At 28.8% G+C, this 16,516-nt stretch carries 20 protein-coding genes; 19 read left to right on the forward strand and 1 reads right to left on the reverse strand.

What is annotated here, in order from left to right:
• Nucleotides 1-7: 7 nt before the first annotated feature.
• On the reverse strand, nucleotides 8-901 hold the full coding sequence (locus tag B0174_RS04320) for an AEC family transporter (RefSeq protein WP_108558427.1): 894 nt from the start codon (nucleotides 899-901) through the stop codon (nucleotides 8-10).
• A gap of 64 nt (nucleotides 902-965) precedes the next feature.
• Here B0174_RS04320 and B0174_RS04325 point away from each other — a divergent pair, with 64 nt between their 5' ends.
• From B0174_RS04325 to B0174_RS04415, 19 genes are all read left to right on the forward strand, one after another.
• Nucleotides 966-1,601, forward strand: coding sequence for a biotin--[acetyl-CoA-carboxylase] ligase (locus tag B0174_RS04325; RefSeq protein WP_108558428.1), 636 nt, complete (start codon nucleotides 966-968; stop codon nucleotides 1,599-1,601).
• Nucleotides 1,598-2,374, forward strand: coding sequence for a ParA family protein (locus B0174_RS04330; protein WP_108558429.1), 777 nt, complete (start codon nucleotides 1,598-1,600; stop codon nucleotides 2,372-2,374). Before B0174_RS04325 ends, B0174_RS04330 begins: the two co-directional genes overlap by 4 nt.
• A 24-nt stretch (nucleotides 2,375-2,398) precedes the next feature.
• Nucleotides 2,399-3,256 (forward strand): ParB/RepB/Spo0J family partition protein, encoded by an 858-nt coding sequence (locus tag B0174_RS04335; protein ID WP_108558430.1) that lies wholly within the window; start codon nucleotides 2,399-2,401, stop codon nucleotides 3,254-3,256.
• A 114-nt stretch (nucleotides 3,257-3,370) separates the two neighbouring features.
• Nucleotides 3,371-3,793: a F0F1 ATP synthase subunit B family protein gene (locus B0174_RS04340; RefSeq protein WP_108558431.1), complete on the forward strand. Its 423-nt coding sequence runs from the start codon at nucleotides 3,371-3,373 to the stop codon at nucleotides 3,791-3,793.
• A 15-nt stretch (nucleotides 3,794-3,808) separates the two neighbouring features.
• Complete coding sequence (locus B0174_RS04345; RefSeq protein WP_108558432.1) at nucleotides 3,809-4,321, forward strand: F0F1 ATP synthase subunit B; 513 nt, start codon at nucleotides 3,809-3,811, stop codon at nucleotides 4,319-4,321.
• Nucleotides 4,322-4,852, forward strand: coding sequence for a F0F1 ATP synthase subunit delta (locus tag B0174_RS04350; RefSeq protein WP_108558433.1), 531 nt, complete (start codon nucleotides 4,322-4,324; stop codon nucleotides 4,850-4,852).
• Nucleotides 4,853-4,873: 21 nt separating this feature from the next.
• Complete coding sequence (atpA, locus tag B0174_RS04355) at nucleotides 4,874-6,391, forward strand: F0F1 ATP synthase subunit alpha (protein ID WP_108558434.1); 1,518 nt, start codon at nucleotides 4,874-4,876, stop codon at nucleotides 6,389-6,391.
• A 10-nt stretch (nucleotides 6,392-6,401) separates the two neighbouring features.
• Nucleotides 6,402-7,286 (forward strand): ATP synthase F1 subunit gamma, encoded by an 885-nt coding sequence (gene atpG, locus B0174_RS04360; RefSeq protein ID WP_108558435.1) that lies wholly within the window; start codon nucleotides 6,402-6,404, stop codon nucleotides 7,284-7,286.
• A gap of 18 nt (nucleotides 7,287-7,304) precedes the next feature.
• Complete coding sequence (gene atpD, locus B0174_RS04365; protein WP_108558436.1) at nucleotides 7,305-8,699, forward strand: F0F1 ATP synthase subunit beta; 1,395 nt, start codon at nucleotides 7,305-7,307, stop codon at nucleotides 8,697-8,699.
• Nucleotides 8,700-8,721: 22 nt separating this feature from the next.
• Nucleotides 8,722-9,099, forward strand: coding sequence for an ATP synthase F1 subunit epsilon (atpC, locus tag B0174_RS04370; RefSeq protein ID WP_108558437.1), 378 nt, complete (start codon nucleotides 8,722-8,724; stop codon nucleotides 9,097-9,099).
• Nucleotide 9,100: 1 nt separating this feature from the next.
• On the forward strand, nucleotides 9,101-9,661 hold the full coding sequence (locus B0174_RS04375) for a MotA/TolQ/ExbB proton channel family protein (protein ID WP_108558477.1): 561 nt from the start codon (nucleotides 9,101-9,103) through the stop codon (nucleotides 9,659-9,661).
• Nucleotides 9,662-9,665: 4 nt separating this feature from the next.
• Nucleotides 9,666-10,055, forward strand: a complete 390-nt coding sequence (locus B0174_RS04380; protein ID WP_108558438.1) for a biopolymer transporter ExbD — start codon at nucleotides 9,666-9,668, stop codon at nucleotides 10,053-10,055.
• Nucleotides 10,056-10,058: 3 nt separating this feature from the next.
• The gene (locus B0174_RS04385; protein WP_108558439.1) at nucleotides 10,059-10,787 is read left to right on the forward strand and encodes a TonB C-terminal domain-containing protein; all 729 of its coding nucleotides are present in this window, start codon (nucleotides 10,059-10,061) and stop codon (nucleotides 10,785-10,787) included.
• Nucleotides 10,788-10,792: 5 nt separating this feature from the next.
• On the forward strand, nucleotides 10,793-12,061 hold the full coding sequence (tolB, locus tag B0174_RS04390) for a Tol-Pal system protein TolB (RefSeq protein ID WP_108558440.1): 1,269 nt from the start codon (nucleotides 10,793-10,795) through the stop codon (nucleotides 12,059-12,061).
• Nucleotides 12,062-12,575: 514 nt separating this feature from the next.
• A complete protein-coding gene (locus tag B0174_RS04395; RefSeq protein WP_108558441.1) occupies nucleotides 12,576-13,115 on the forward strand; it encodes an OmpA family protein in 540 nt (179 codons plus the stop codon).
• A 5-nt stretch (nucleotides 13,116-13,120) separates the two neighbouring features.
• Nucleotides 13,121-14,107: a tetratricopeptide repeat protein gene (locus B0174_RS04400; protein ID WP_108558442.1), complete on the forward strand. Its 987-nt coding sequence runs from the start codon at nucleotides 13,121-13,123 to the stop codon at nucleotides 14,105-14,107.
• Between the two features lie 17 nt (nucleotides 14,108-14,124).
• Entirely contained in the window at nucleotides 14,125-14,709 is a 585-nt protein-coding gene (locus tag B0174_RS04405) for an FKBP-type peptidyl-prolyl cis-trans isomerase (protein WP_108558443.1), read from the forward strand.
• Nucleotides 14,710-14,865: 156 nt separating this feature from the next.
• On the forward strand, nucleotides 14,866-15,795 hold the full coding sequence (gene fabD, locus B0174_RS04410) for an ACP S-malonyltransferase (protein ID WP_108558444.1): 930 nt from the start codon (nucleotides 14,866-14,868) through the stop codon (nucleotides 15,793-15,795).
• Complete coding sequence (locus B0174_RS04415; protein WP_108558445.1) at nucleotides 15,788-16,483, forward strand: 5'-methylthioadenosine/adenosylhomocysteine nucleosidase; 696 nt, start codon at nucleotides 15,788-15,790, stop codon at nucleotides 16,481-16,483. Before fabD ends, B0174_RS04415 begins: the two co-directional genes overlap by 8 nt.
• Nucleotides 16,484-16,516: the final 33 nt, after the last annotated feature.

Consider the following 16,516-nt stretch of genomic DNA (forward strand, 5'->3'; position numbering starts at 1 on the left):
ATAAAAATTATGCTAAATAAGATGTATATAAAGTTATTGTTGCAAGACTTAATAAAACCCCTAAAACTAAAGAGTTAATTGCCACTTTTTCATCTAAGCCACCTTTTATTGCTAAAACTGTAGCCATTGTCATTGGAGGCATCGCAACTTCAATTATCGTAACTTTCACCCAAGTTTGATTTAATCCATAAAAATAATGAAATCCTATTAATACAATTACTGGAACAACAATCATTTTAAGAATCATAGCAGCTGAAACAATATGGAATTTTGCAAAAATATGTTTAAGTTCTAATTTCATTCCAATTGCAATCATTGCAATTGGAACAAGTGTTGAACCAATTGTTTGAGAAGTTAGTATTAGAAAATTAGGAACTTCAAAATGTTTTACAAGAATAGTTATAAAAAACATAAGTGAAGGTGGAAATAAAAATATACTTTTAAAGATATGAGTAATATTGTTTTTTTTACCTGCTCCCCAAGTTATAATAAACATTCCAATTGAGACTAAAAGTAAAAATGAACCAAATAAATCATAAATCAATCCATAAACTATATAATCTTCACCATAAAATGCCTCTATATAAGAAAAACCAATAAATGAAGTATTTCCAAAAGTAGCCATAATCATAAAAGTTGCTAACAAAACACGATTTAATTTCATCATTTTACCTACGAAATAAGCAAGAAGAAGATTAAAAAGAATAAAAGAGATAAACATTAAAATTAAATTTAATATTTTTATATCAAGAACCAAAGGGTAGATTTTAGAAAAAACAATACCCGGAAGTGAAAAATAAATAATAAATTCAATTAATTGTTTTGAATTATCTTGATAAATTATTTTAAAGATATAACCTAAAATTAAATACATAGCAATTGGTAAAACGGGTTCTAACATAATGACCTTTTTTCCTTTGATTATATTTAATTAACTCTTCTATTTTTATTATGTATAATAAAATATGAAAATAATAAAATTAAAAGAAGTTGATTCAACTCATATATATATAAAAGATTATATTTTGAAAAATGGTTATTATGAACCTTTATGTGTTTTATGTGATTTTCAAACACAAGGAATTGGAAGTAGAGGAAATTCTTGGATAGGGAAAAAGGGCAATATTTTTTTTTCTTTTGTTATTGATAAAGAATTTTTACCAAATGATTTACCACTACAAAGTAGTTCTATCTATTTTTCTTATCTTTTAAAAGAAGTATTAAAGCAGATGGGCTCTTTAGTTTGGTTAAAATGGCCAAATGATTTTTATGTAGATGATAAAAAAATCGGAGGAACAATAACTACTGTTTCAAAAAATTTAATTTATTGTGGAATAGGAATAAATTTAAAAAATGTGAGTGAAGATTTTGGAAAACTTGATATTAATATCGATACAAATAGTATGTTAGAAAGTTATTTTTTAAAATTAGAAAAAAAGATTTTTTGGAAGCAAATATTTAGTGATTTTAAGATAGAATTCCAACATAGCAAAAAGTTCCAAACAACAATAGACAATCAAAAAATTTCTCTTCAAAATGTGATGTTAAATGAAGATGGTTCTATTCAAGTAAACAATAAAAAGGTATTTAGTTTAAGATGACAGAAATTATTTCGATAGCTAACCAAAAAGGTGGTGTAGGTAAAACTACAACCGCTGTAAATTTAAGTGCTGCACTTGCACTAGAGGGTAAAAGAGTATTATTAATTGATGCAGATCCACAAGCAAATGCAACAACTTCATTAGGTTTTCATAGGGATACTTATGAATATAATATTTACCATGTTATGTTGGGAACAAAAGAATTAAGTGAGATTATTTTAGATTCAGAAATTGAAAATTTAAAAGTTGCTCCATCAAATATTGGACTTGTAGGAATTGAAAAAGAGTTTTATAAAAATACTAAAGAAAGAGAATTAGTTTTAAAAAGAAAAATCGATCCAATTAAAAAAGATTTTGATTATATTATTATTGATTCACCTCCTGCATTAGGTCCAATTACTATAAATACATTAAGTGCATCAACATCTGTTTTAATTCCAATTCAATGTGAATTTTTTGCATTAGAGGGATTAGCACAATTGTTAAATACTATAAAACTTGTAAAACAGACAATAAATCAATCATTACAAATTAGAGGATTTTTACCAACAATGTATAGTGCTCAAAATAATTTGTCAAAACAAGTTTTTGCAGATTTAGCACAACATTTTGAAAATAAATTATTTAAAATAGATGACAATTCTTATGTTGTAATTCCACGGAATGTAAAATTAGCAGAAAGTCCTAGTTTTGGAAAACCAATTATGTTATATGACACAAATTCAAGTGGCACAAAAGCATACACTCATTTAGCAAGAGCAATCGCAGGTTAGTTAATTTTTTTAGTAGGAAATATTATGGCATTAGGTAGAGGATTAGGAGAATTATTAGGAGAAGTTGAATCAGCTTATGAAAATTCAACAAGAAGTAACAAATCTGGCGTTTTTAAAATAGATGTAACAGCTATAAAAGCCAATCCAAACCAACCAAGAAAAATATTTGATGAAGAAAAATTAAATGACTTAAGCGAATCTATTAAAGAGCATGGCTTATTACAACCTATAATTGTAACAGAGAATGAAGATAGTACTTACACATTAGTTGCAGGTGAGAGAAGATTAAGAGCTCATAAACTTGCAAATATAGAAAAAATCAAAGCTATTATTATTGATACTGACGAATTTAAATTAAGAGAATTAGCATTAATTGAAAATATTCAAAGAGATGATTTAAATGTAATTGAACTTGCATATTGTTACGCACAGTTACTAAATGAACATAGTATTACTCATGAAGAATTATCAAGAAAAGTATTTAAAAGTAGAACTTCTATTACAAATACTTTGAGATTGTTACAATTAAACTCATATGTACAACAATTTTTAGCTAGTGACAAAATTAGTGCAGGTCATGCAAAAGTTATGTTAGGACTTACCAATGATGAACAAAAAATGGTTTGTGATTCAATAGTTGGTCAAAAACTTTCAGTTAGAGAAACTGAAAAATTAGTTAAAGAGTTAAAAGAAAAAGACATAGAAAAACCTAAAAAAGATAAGCCAAAAGATGCTTATAATTTTACACCACTCAATAATATTGTGGAAAAATTAAAAGAAAATAGTTTAAAAGTAAAAGTAGAAAAAAATTATTTCAAGATAGAATTTAATTCACAAGAAGATGTTGATAAAATAATTAGTTACTTTAATATCCAATCGTAACAAAATCCAAAAAAAATCTAAGCTAATATTTTTTTTTAATATAATTTTATAGTTAGTTTTGTTAAAATAATAGAGTTTTAGTTAAACTAAACTGTAAAAAATATGGAGGAATGAATGTTAGACATAAGTCCTGTATTATTGCTTAGCTCTGGTATCATCTTTCTTTTAGTTGTTGCTAGACTAAACAGTTGTCTTTTCAAACCATTACTAAAGCACATGGATGATAGAACAGCTTCTATAAAAAAAGATTTAGAAGATGCGAAATCAAACGGTGCAGATGTTGATGGTTTGTTAGCCGAAGCAAATGATATTATTGCTAAAGCAAAAAAAGAGGCAGCTGCAATTAGAGAACAAGCTTATAAGGAAGCAAAGGATAGTGCTGATGCAAAACTTGCAAGTGCTAAATCTAATTTAGAAGTAAAATCTGCGGAATTTACTAAAAACTTACAAGACGAGGCTAAAGCTCTAAGAGATTCTTTAGTATCTTCTATGCCTCAATTTAATGAGAGCCTAAAAGCTAAGCTTAGCTCAATTTAATAAAGGGATTGAAATATGAAAAGAATATTATTACTTGGGTTGGCTTTAGTTCCAGTTGCATTACTTGCAAACGAAGGCGCGGTAGAAACTGATTTAGTTCAAAGAACCGTTAACTTTATAATATTTGCTGGAATTTTATGGTATTTACTTGCTGATAAAATAAAAGCATTTTTTGCTGAGAGATCTTTATCTATTCAAGGAGAACTTGACAAAGTACAAGATACTTTAAAAGCTTCTCAAGATAAAGTTAAAGATGCACAGAAAAAATTAGAGGAAGCAAAAAAAATTGCTACTGAGATTATTGATAGTGCAAAAGCTGATATAGATTCAGTTAAACAAAAAGTTGCAACTGCTGTTGATTCAGACATTGTAAATCTAAATAAAAGTTTAGAAGAAATGATGAAAGTTGAAACGTCAAAAGCTAAAAAAGAAGTTGTTACTAAAGTTCTTGAAGAGCTATTAAGTTCTGAAAATATTAAATTAACTCAACAAGAGTTAGCAAATATTGTTCTTAAAAAGGTAGCATAGATGAATGATTTAGTAGCAAAAAGATATGTTAAAGCATTGATTGATGGTAGAGATAATCAAGTTATTAACAACATTAGTGGTAATTTAAATACTATTTCATCAGCATTTTTTGATGAAAAATTTATTTCAATTATAACTTCTCCGGAAGTTGCTGATTATGCAAAAGTAGATTTAATTATCTCTTTGGTTGATTCAGCTAATGAAACTTTAATTAATTTCATAAAACTGCTAGGTGAAAAAAGAAGGTTGTCATTATTACCAATTATTGCAAAAGAATTAAACACTCAAATTGCAAAAATGAATAATAATTATATTGGTGTTGTTTATACTAATCAAGAATTATCAAATGATTATGTCTCTTCAATTGAAGAACAATTTAGTAAAAAATTTAATGTTAAATTATCATTAACACAAAATGTTTGTGATTATGATGGCATTAAAGTGGATATTGATGGACTGGGAGTTGAAATTTCTTTTTCTAAAGAGAGATTAAAATCACAGTTAATAGATCATATTTTAAAAGCAGTTTAGAACTTACAAAGGAGAAATTGAATGGGTGCAAAAATTCAAGCTGATGAAATCAGTTCTATTATAAAAGAAAGAATTGATAACTTTGAATTAAATGTAGATGTAAATGAAACAGGTAAAATTATCTCTTATGCAGATGGTATTGCTCAAGTTTACGGTCTAAAAAATGTTATGGCTGGGGAAATTGTTGAGTTTGAAAATGGTGAGAGAGGTCTTGCTTCTAACTTAGAAGAATCTTCAGTTGGTGTTGTTGTTCTTGGAAAAGGTGAGGGTCTAAGAGAAGGTACTTCTTGTAAAAGACTTGGTAAACTTTTATCTACTCCTGTTGGTGATGCAATGGTTGGAAGAGTAGTTAATGCTCTTGGTGAACCAATTGATGGTAAAGGTGCTATTGCTTCAAGTGAATCAAGACTTGTAGAAGAAAAAGCTCCTGGAATTATGGCTAGAAAATCAGTTCATGAACCATTACAAACAGGTATTAAAGCAATTGATGCGCTTGTTCCAATTGGAAGAGGTCAAAGAGAGCTTATTATTGGTGATAGACAAACTGGTAAAACAACTGTTGCTATTGATACTATCCTTAACCAAAAAGGTGAAGGTGTTGTTTGTATTTATGTTGCTATTGGTCAAAAATCATCTTCTGTTGCTTCTATTGTTAGAACATTAGAAGAAGCTGGTGCAATGGAATATACAATTATTGTTAATGCATCTGCTGCTGATTCTGCTGCATTACAATTTTTAGCACCATATACAGGTGTTACTATTGGTGAATTCTTTAGAGATAATGGAAAACATGCATTAATTATTTATGATGATTTATCAAAACATGCTGTTGCATATAGAGAAATGTCATTAATTTTACGAAGACCTCCAGGTCGAGAAGCATATCCAGGAGATGTATTTTATCTACACTCAAGATTATTAGAAAGAGCTGCTAAAATGAGTGATGAAAGAGGTGCTGGTTCAATGACTGCATTACCAATCATCGAAACTCAAGCTGGGGATGTTGCTGCATATATTCCAACAAATGTTATTTCTATTACTGATGGACAAATTTTCTTAGAAACTAACCTATTTAACTCAGGAATTAGACCTGCAATTAATGTTGGTTTATCAGTATCTAGAGTTGGTGGAGCTGCACAAATTAAAGCTACTAAACAAGTTGCTGGTACTTTAAAATTATCTCTTGCTCAATATAGAGAACTTGAGGCATTTGCACAATTTGCATCAGACTTAGACGAAGCTACTAGAAGAGAATTAGAGCTTGGTCAAAGAATGGTTGAAGTATTAAAACAAGGTGTAAATAAACCACTAGTTATTGAAAAACAAGTTGTTATTATTTATGCAGGTACTAAAGGGTACTTAAATGATATTGCTGTTGGTGATGTTGTAAGATTTGAAGCTGAATTACATGCATTTTTTGAACAAAAATATTCAAATATTTTAAATGCAATCAAATCTTCTCAAAAAATTGATGATAATACAGAAGCAGAATTAAAAGCTGCATTAGAAGAGTTTAAAACTGTATTTAGTGCAAACTAAGGATTAGTCAATGGCTAACTTAAAAGAGATAAAAGTAAAAATAGGTAGTGTTAAAAATACTCAGAAAACTACAAAAGCTATGAAGCTTGTATCTTCTGCAAAACTAACTCGTACTAGACAATTGTCTGAACAAGCTAGAAGTTATGCAAAAAAGATAAATGAAGTTCTTTCTGATATTGCTGCTAGAGTTAGCAAAGTTCAAGACGAAGGAAATATTAGTAGAGCATTCATTCAAAATGATGCACCAAAAACAATTGATATTGTTTTTGTAACTGCTGATAAAGGACTTTGCGGTGGTTTTAATATGGCGACAATTAAAACAGTTAGTAAGTTGATTTCTGAATATGAAGCAAAAGGTATAAAAGTTAGATTAAGAGCTGCTGGAAGAAAAGGTGTTGATTTCTTTTCATTCCAAGGAATTGCTTTAGAGCAAAGAGTTTCTGATTTATCTTCTGCACCAGAGTATGATAGAGCTGCAGAGTTTATTCATGCTGTTGTTGAAGATTTTAGAAATAAAGTTACTGATAAAGTTGTTATTGTTTACAATGGTTTTTTAAATATGTTAACTCAAGAAATTAGAGTAAGAGATTTATTGCCAATAAGCTTAGATCTTGCAGAAGTAAAAGATACTGGGTCTATGTTAGATATTGAACCAGATGATGATGAAGAAGTATTAAATGAATTAACTGATAAATATATTGATTTCAATATGTATTATGCTTTAATTGACTCTTTAGCTGCTGAACATAGTGCTAGAATGCAAGCAATGGAAGCTGCAACTAAAAATGCAAAAGAAAAAGTAGATAGTTTAACAGTAGAATATAACAAAGCTAGACAAGCTGCAATTACAACAGAGCTGATAGAGATTATCAGTGGTGTTGAAGCATTAAAATAATATAAAGGAGCTGCCCGCATGAAAGGTAAAATTCTTCAGGTAATGGGTCCGGTTGTTGACGTTGAGTTCGACGGATACCTACCAGAAATTAATGAAGCTATTAATGTAGTATTAGCTGATGCTAATGCTGATAGATTAGTATTAGAAGTTGCTGCACATATTGGTGATAGTAGAGTTAGAACTATTGCTATGGATATGACAGAAGGTTTAACTAGAGGTCAAGAGTGTATTGCTACAGGTGGACCTATTACAGTTCCAGTTGGAGATGCAGTTCTTGGAAGAATCTTCAATGTTATTGGTGAGCCAGTTGATGAAGGTGAACCAATTCCTGCTGATACAGAAAGATGGTCTATTCATAGATCTGCTCCTTCATTTGAAGAGCAATCAACTAAAACAGAAATGTTTGAAACAGGTATCAAAGTTGTTGACCTTTTAGCACCATATTCAAAAGGTGGAAAAGTTGGACTATTTGGTGGAGCTGGTGTTGGTAAAACAGTTATTATCATGGAATTAATCCATAATGTTGCGTTCAAACATTCAGGATACTCTGTATTCGCAGGTGTTGGTGAAAGAACAAGAGAAGGTAATGACCTTTATCACGAAATGAAAGACTCAAATGTACTTGATAAAGTTGCTTTATGCTATGGTCAAATGAGTGAGCCTCCAGGTGCTAGAAATAGAATTGCATTAACTGGTCTTACAATGGCTGAATACTTTAGAGATGAAAAAGGTCTTGATGTATTAATGTTTGTTGATAATATCTTTAGATTTGCACAATCAGGTTCTGAAATGTCAGCACTTTTAGGAAGAATTCCATCAGCTGTTGGATACCAACCTACACTTGCATCAGAAATGGGAAAATTACAAGAGAGAATTACTTCTACTTCTAAAGGTTCTATTACTTCTGTTCAAGCGGTTTATGTACCAGCGGATGACTTAACAGATCCAGCTCCTGCTTCTGTTTTTGCTCACTTAGATGCAACTACAGTTTTAAATAGAAAAATTGCTGAAAAAGGTATTTACCCAGCAGTTGATCCACTTGATTCAAGTTCAAGAATTTTAAATGCAGATATTATTGGTCAAGAACATTATGATACAGCTAGAGGTGTTCAATCTGTATTACAAAAATATAAAGATTTACAAGATATTATTGCTATTCTTGGTATGGATGAGTTATCAGAGTCTGATAAACTTGTTGTTTCAAGAGCAAGAAAAATTGAAAGATTTTTATCTCAACCATTCTTCGTTGCTGAAGTATTTACAGGAAGCCCAGGAAAATATGTTGAGTTAAAAGATACTATTATTGGATTCCAAGGAATTTTAAATGGTAAATACGATAGCATCCCTGAAATGGCATTCTATATGGTTGGTGGAATCGATGAGGTTCTAGCAAAAGCTGAGAAATTAAAATAACAAAACCATATTAAGGCATAACATGGATACAATTAGATTATCAATAGTTACACCTAATGGCGAAATTTTTAATGATGATGTTAAAACAGTAACTCTCCCTGGAAAAGAGGGAGAGTTTGGTGTTTTACCAGGACATTCATCATTAATTTCTTCATTAACAGTTGGTGTAATTGTTATTGAAAAAGCAAATTCTACGGAAGCTGTTGCCATTAACTGGGGACATGTAAAAGTAGATGAAAGATCAGTTGATGTATTGGCTGATGGAGCTATTGCATTAACATCAGGAAAAGATTCTGAAATAGCTAAAAATATTGAAGCTGCAAAAGAATTAGTAAATTCTGTAAAAGATTCGAATATCTCTGTTGCTTTTGTTGAAGCAAAAATTAATTCATTCGCATAAAATGATTACTACAATACTAAATTATTTGGCAAATAGTGGTGCTATAACTTATATAGTTTTAGCACTATTGTCAATTTACCTAATCGTTACAATCTGGATTTTCTTTTATAGATATTTTGCGGTTACCGCTCTCATTAAAAATGAAGTTAAATCGTTAGAATCATTAACATCTAGAGAAGCTAGATTTTCGTCATTGTCTGCACTAAATAAGTGTACAACTAATACTAGTTCTAAAGAACTATTATATGCTTGTGAAATTAATATAATTAAAGATGCAAGTTCAGGAATTTCATGGTTAGCAATAATTTCTTCAACATCTCCATTTATTGGTCTTTTTGGAACAGTTATTGGAATATTAGAATCTTTTGCAAAATTCGCAAATCAATCAAAAGTTGCTTTTGCTATTATTGCACCTGCAATTAGTGAAGCATTAGTTGCAACAGCAGCTGGTATTTTTGTTGCTATATTTGCTTATACTTTTCACCAAATACTTTCAAGAAAGATATATGAGTTAAATATTTATCTTAAGGCACAAGCCCAAATTTTAATTGCTAAGGGTTAATATAGTGTACGATTTTAATGATAAACCAGAATTAAATATTACACCCTTAGTTGATATTATGCTAGTTTTACTAGCAATATTAATGGTTACAGCTCCTGTAATAGAGTTTGAAGAACAAATAAATCTTCCAACTGGAAGCAAATCACAACAAACCCAAGATGTTCAAAAAATTGATATTATTATTACTAAAGATAGAATAGTTACACTTAATAAAAATAAAGTTGATATAGCAAATTTTCCAGATAGTTTTCTTCTTTTTTCAAATGGAAAAGATCAAAATACTCCTATCCACATAAGAGCTGATAAAGAATTAAAATATGATGATATTATGTTTGTTTTAAAATCAGTTAAAGAGGCTGGTTTTTTTAAAGTTGCATTAGTAACAGACGGATAATAAATGCAAAAGAATTTTTCATTTATACTTTCAGGTATAATAGCAGTTTCATTTTATATTTTTATTTGTTTTTTATTATTTGCATATCTTGCTAGTCCAATTCCTAAAACTTATGATATCAAATCTGCATCAGAAGTAATTGAGCTTGATATGATAACTGAAAAAGCTGAAAAGAAAATGGTTGAAAAAAAGACGGAAAAAAAGATAGAACAAGAAGAAGTTAAAGAAGAAAAAGTAGCATCTGCTTCAAACGAAAAAAAACCAGATTTAAAATCTTTATTTGCTAATGTAAAAGAAACAGCAAAAGCTGTTACAAAAGAAGAAGTTAATAATATTGAAAAATCTATAGATCCAAAAAGATTTAAGTCAAAGTTTGAAAAAGAAAAAAAATCTAATAATATTAAAATTGATAAATTGCTTGAAGATGAAAAAACAGCAACAAATGTTAAGAGTACAAACTCTACAAAAGGTCAAGAAACAGATGAATATTTTTCAAAAGTTCATGAATTATTATCTGTTTGGAATCCAATTGGTACAGGGCTTAAAGCAGTAGTATTAATTATGATTAATTTAGATGGAAGATTTGATTATCGTGTAGTTACTAATTCAGGTGATGAAGGTTTTGATTCATCTTTAAAAGCTTTCTTAGAAGAACAAAAAAATGTAGCTTATCCAAAGCCTACAAAAGATAAAGATATAAGAATTAATGTTGATTTTAAATCAGAAGGATAGAATATATGTATAAAATATTATTATTGTTGTCATTGGTAGTTTGCTCTGTTTTTGCGCAAGTTGATGCAAATTTAGAAGTTGTAAAAAAAATTAATGCTTTACCAAAAATTTTAGTTTCAGTTGCAACTGACACATTAGAAATTGAAACTTTAAATAAAATTAAAAAAAGTTTAGCAGATGATTTATCTGTAAGTGGTCACTTTGAAGTTGTATCAGTTAATAGTGTAACTTCATATGAAAATATGCCTGATATTATTGGCTTGTCTAATCAAGGAATTAATTTATATTTAAATTTATCTGCTAAAAAAGAAGCAGGTTCTTATACTTTGATGACAAAATTATATGATATAAATTCTAGAACACTGATATTAGAAAAGAATTTTGCTACAACACAAGAAGATAGATATGTTTTTTTAGCTCATAAAGCTGCAATTTCAACAAATGCATTTTTTAAAGCACCAAGTATTGATTGGATGGAAAAATTCGTGGTATTTTCAACATATACAGCATCAGGTGCTGCTGATATTATGATTGGGGATTATACTTTAACTTATAAAAAAACAGTTGTATCAGGTGGACTAAATATTTTCCCAAAATGGGCAGATAGTGAGCAAAAAACAATTTATTATACAACTTATAATTATAAAAAACCGACATTAGTTAAATTAAATATTTATAATAGAAGTAAAGAAATTATTATGGATTCCGATGGTATGTTAGCTTGTTCTGATGTAAATGCAGATGGAACTAAATTGTTAATTACAGCATCACCAGCTGGTCAACCAGATATTTTCTTATATGATATAAGAAGTAAAAATAAAACACAAATAACAAAATATGGTGGAATTGATGTTGGAGGACACTTTATTGAAAATGATACAAGAATAGTGTTTGTTTCTGATAGATTAGGGAACCCCAATATTTTTGCACAAGGTATTAATTCAAGTTCTGTTGAAAGATTAGTTTATCACAGTAATAATAACTCTTCTGCAACAGCATTTGGAAATAATATCGCATATAGTAGTAAAGATTCTTCTAATGAATTAGGAGAAAAAAGTTTTAATTTATATTTGATTTCTACAAAAACTGATAGTATGAAAAGATTGACTTCAAGTGGTATAAATCAGTTTCCAAAGTTTTCTACTGATGGTGAAACATTATTATTTATAAAAACTTCTGGAGGATCTAGTTCAATCGGAATAATTAGATTGGCATATAGTAAATCATTTTTATTCCCTCTTAAAGGAAAAAGAATCCAATCTATTGATTGGTAATTCTTATAGTTCTGTAAAGCTTTTTAAAGCTTTACAGTTACGATAATACATAATTTAATTAATCTTCTCTTAAACTATCTTCCAATATTTTCATAATATATATCTGTTTTGCATTAAAATAAATTTTTAACTGTAACATATTGTTACACAAGAGATATTCATGTCTTTGTATAATAAAGTACTTTCTGCTTAATTATAAAAAATTATCTAGTAATTAATGGATAAAGTATCTATTTGACAAAATAATAATGTTATTATTTTGTCATTTTTTTAACTTTTATATATATATGATAATTAGAATAAAATAATTAATTTATCTTTAATAATATCAATAAAAAAGAGGTTTGTAAAATTAAAATAATTATTAAAAAGAATTTTCTTAATAAAAAAAAGAAATCATTAAGTCAATAAAATGAACTTAATGATTATAGTTTTTATAGATTTTTATTTTATAAACAATAATTAAGGTTCACTCTTGTATTATTTCAGCAAATTTTATTTCAAGGACAAAATTATGAAAAAATTAGGTGTTTATTCTTTATTAGTTGCAGCAATGTTATTCTCTACAGGTTGTAGTGAAAAAAATGCTGATATGAATGTTGATAATGGAGCTCAAGAATCTGTTAATACAAATACTGATTCTAGCAATCTTTCTGATGCAGGTTTTTCTGCTTTAGAAAAAGCAGCAAATGGTAATTATTATATGATCAATGGTCAAAAAGTTTTAATTGAGCATGTATATTTCGGATTTGACAAATATAACTTAACTTCAGAAAACAAAGAAAAAGCAACTTCAAATGCTTCTAAATTATCTGCATTAACTGCTGATACAACTGTAACAGTTTCTGGTAATACAGATGAGTGGGGATCAGATGAGTATAACTACGCATTAGGTTTAAAAAGAGCTAACTCTGTTAAAGATGTTTTAGTTGCAAATGGTGTAACTGCAAATGTTGCATTAGTTTCTTTAGGTGAAAGTTCTCCAGTTTGTACTGAGAAAACTAAAGATTGTTGGGCAAAAAACAGAAGAGTTGAACACGAATTAAGTAAATAATTTCAATGACTAAGTATCTTCTATCTTTTTTAATAGTAAGTTCATTAACCGTAGCCGAAGAGGTTTCGGTTTATGGATCAAATGATTCAGGAAATGGTTCTTATGGACTAAATTCATCAGAAAAACATATTTTGAAAAATCAAAATAGTATTAATGCATTAACATCAAAAGTTGGTGATATTAATTCTTTACTGGATTCTATTAAAAATAGATTAGAAGGCTTAGAATCTACATATGAAGGTGATTCTGCCAAATTAAATTCAACATCGAGAAAAGTTGATGAATTAGCGCAAAGAGTTGGTGCGTCTTCAGATTTAGGTTCTAATAGTAATGTTCCAATATCATCACAAGGTGGTGATGCACAATTAGTTGAAACAGTTAATGGTTTAAAAGCTGCGTTAACAAAGTTAACAACAGCTGTTAATAAAATTAATTCAGAATATGTTTCTTCTAAAGAATTAGAAAAAAATATGCAACAATTTATAACAAGAGAAGAATTTGAAGCTTTAAAAAAAGCCGCTGGAATTAAAACTTCTCAAGTTTCACCTACAACAAAATTAGATGCAAATACTGCAAATATAGATACATCTTCATCTAGCGAAGTAGCTACAAAAAAATTAAATACACCTGAAGATAAATTAAATTTAATGAAAGAAGCAAAACAAGATTTTGATTCTAAAAATTATAATGCTTCAACTCCAAAATATGAAAAACTTCTTGAAGCAAATTATAAACCTGCTGAAGTTAATTTTTATTTAGCACAAAATTGGTATATGAGAAAAAAGTATGATGTTGCAATAAGTCATTATAAAAAATCTGCTATATTGAATGACAAAGCAGCTTATATGCCAACATTATTATTGCATAGTGCTATTTCATTTGAAAAAATAAAAGATAAAGATAATGCAAAAAGCTTTTACAGTACTTTAGTTGATCTTTATCCTAGTTCGAATGAAGCTAAAGTAGCAAAACAAAATTTAACTAAATTATAAATTATTAAAGGAAAAATATGTCAAGTAAAGTTATAGGTATAGAATATACATTAAAAGATGCAAAAACTGGTGAACAATTAGATTCAAATGTTGGTCAAGCTCCTTTAGAATTTATTTCAGGAAAAGGTCAAATAATTCCAGGTTTAGAGTCTAAACTTATAGAAATGTCAGCTAATGAAGAAGCTGATGTTTTAGTTCAACCAGTTGATGCTTATGGTGAATATAATGATGAAGCTGTTCAAGTTTTACCAAAAGAACAATTTGCTGGTATTGAATTAACTGAAGGTATGTCTTTATATGGAACAGGTGAGCATGGTGAAACTGTTCAAGTTGTAGTTAAATCATTTAGTGATTCTGATGTAACAATTGATTATAATCATCCAATGGCTGGAAAAACTTTAATGTTTTCAGTAGCAATTTTATCTTTAAGAGATGCAACTGAAGAAGAAGTTCAAACAGGTGTTGTTGGTGGAATGGCTGCTATGGGTGGTGGATGTTGTGGTGGTGGCGGTCATGATCACGATCATGGACATGACCATGGAGCAGGTTCTTGTGGAACTCAAGAACCTAAACAATCTCACGGTGGTTGTGGTTGTCACTAGATCGCAGGTTGCGACATATACTAAATTAAATCAAAGATTTAATAAGACAATAGTTAATATTATAAAAAGCTCAAGAGTTTTACTCTTGAGCTTTTTTATTTTGGAAAGTAAAAAAATAGTATAATAATTACTAAAAAATATAATAAGGTGAAAAATATGAAAAAAATAGCTTTTATATTTCCTGGTCAAGGAAGTCAAACTATTGGAATGGGAAAAGATTTCTTTGAAAATAGCGATATTGCTAAAGATATGATTTCAAAGGCTAGTACTAGATTAGGTATTGATTTTGAGAAATTATTATTTGAAGAAAATGAAAATATAGGAAAAACACAATTTACTCAACCTGCGATTTTACTTGTAAGTTCTATTGCAAATGCAATTTTTAAAGAAAAATGTAATGTTGCACCTGTATTTGTTTTAGGTCATTCATTGGGAGAATTTTCTGCATTAGTTGCTGCTGGTGCAATTGATTATTTAGATGCAATTGAATTAGTTCATAAAAGAGGTTTATTTATGACTGAAGCTTGTTCTGATGGTGGAGCGGGAATGATGGCTTTAGTTGGAATTGATGATGCTTCAGTTGAAAGAGTATGTACTGAGCAAAGAGAACTTGGGAAAAAAGTATGGCCAGCAAATTATAATATGGATGGACAACTTGTACTAGCAGGTATTAAAGCTGATTTAGAGGCACTTGTTGAAACATTTAAAACAGCTGGTGCAAAAAGAGCTATTGTTTTAGATATGTCAGTTGCATCACATTGTGAGTTATTAAAAAGTGCAGTGGAGAGTTTAAATCCATATTTAGAAAGATTTTTAAAAGATGAATTTTTGCCTGTTATTTCAAATGTAACTACACAAGCTTATGGAACAAAAAATGAAGCTATAAAATTATTATCAGCTCAACTTACAAGTCCTGTAAAATATAAACAATCTATAAAAGCTTGTGAAGATAAAGTTGATTTATTTATTGAATTTGGAAATGGTATCGTTTTAAAAGGTTTAAATAAAAAAATTACTGATAAACCAACATTAAATGTTTCTGATATGAAAACATTAGAAAGTGTAATAGGAGAATTAAATGACTAAATTGGCAATTATGGGAGCAATGGAAGAGGAAATAGAACCTCTTTTATCTTACTTTGATAAAGTAAATATTGTTGAATTTGCAAATAATAAATATTATGAAGTTTCATATAATGGTTTGGATATTGTAATTGCTTATTCTAAAATTGGAAAAGTATTTGCAAGTTTAACAGCTGCTACAATGATTGAAAAATTTGGATGTGATACATTACTATTTTCAGGAGTTGCTGGTGGAATTAATCCTAAACTTCAAATTGGAGATTTAATTATTGCTGATAAATTATGTCAACATGATTTAGATATTACTGCATTTGGTCATCCAAATGGATTTGTGCCAGGTGGAAAAGTATTTGTAGAAACTACTAAAGAATTAAGAAATGTAGCAATTAAAGTTGCAAATGAAAATAATTTAAAAGTAATTGAGGGAACTATTGCAACAGGTGATCAATTTGTTCACTCAAGTGAGCGAAAACAATTCATAGAAAATACATTTAAAGCTGATGCTCTAGAGATGGAAGGTGCAAGTGTTGCTGTTGTTTGTGATGCTTTAAATGTTCCATTTTTTATATTAAGAGCTATTTCTGATACTGCTGATATGGATGCTGGATTTGATTTTGATGAATTTCTAAAATCAAGTGCTAAAAACTCTGCTGATTACTTATTCAAAATTTTAAAAGAGTTAAAAAAATAAACTTCTAGCACTTTCAAAAGACACCTTTTACAC

This window comes from Arcobacter caeni, assembly GCF_003063245.1.
Classification (GTDB): Bacteria; Campylobacterota; Campylobacteria; order Campylobacterales; family Arcobacteraceae; genus Aliarcobacter; species Aliarcobacter caeni.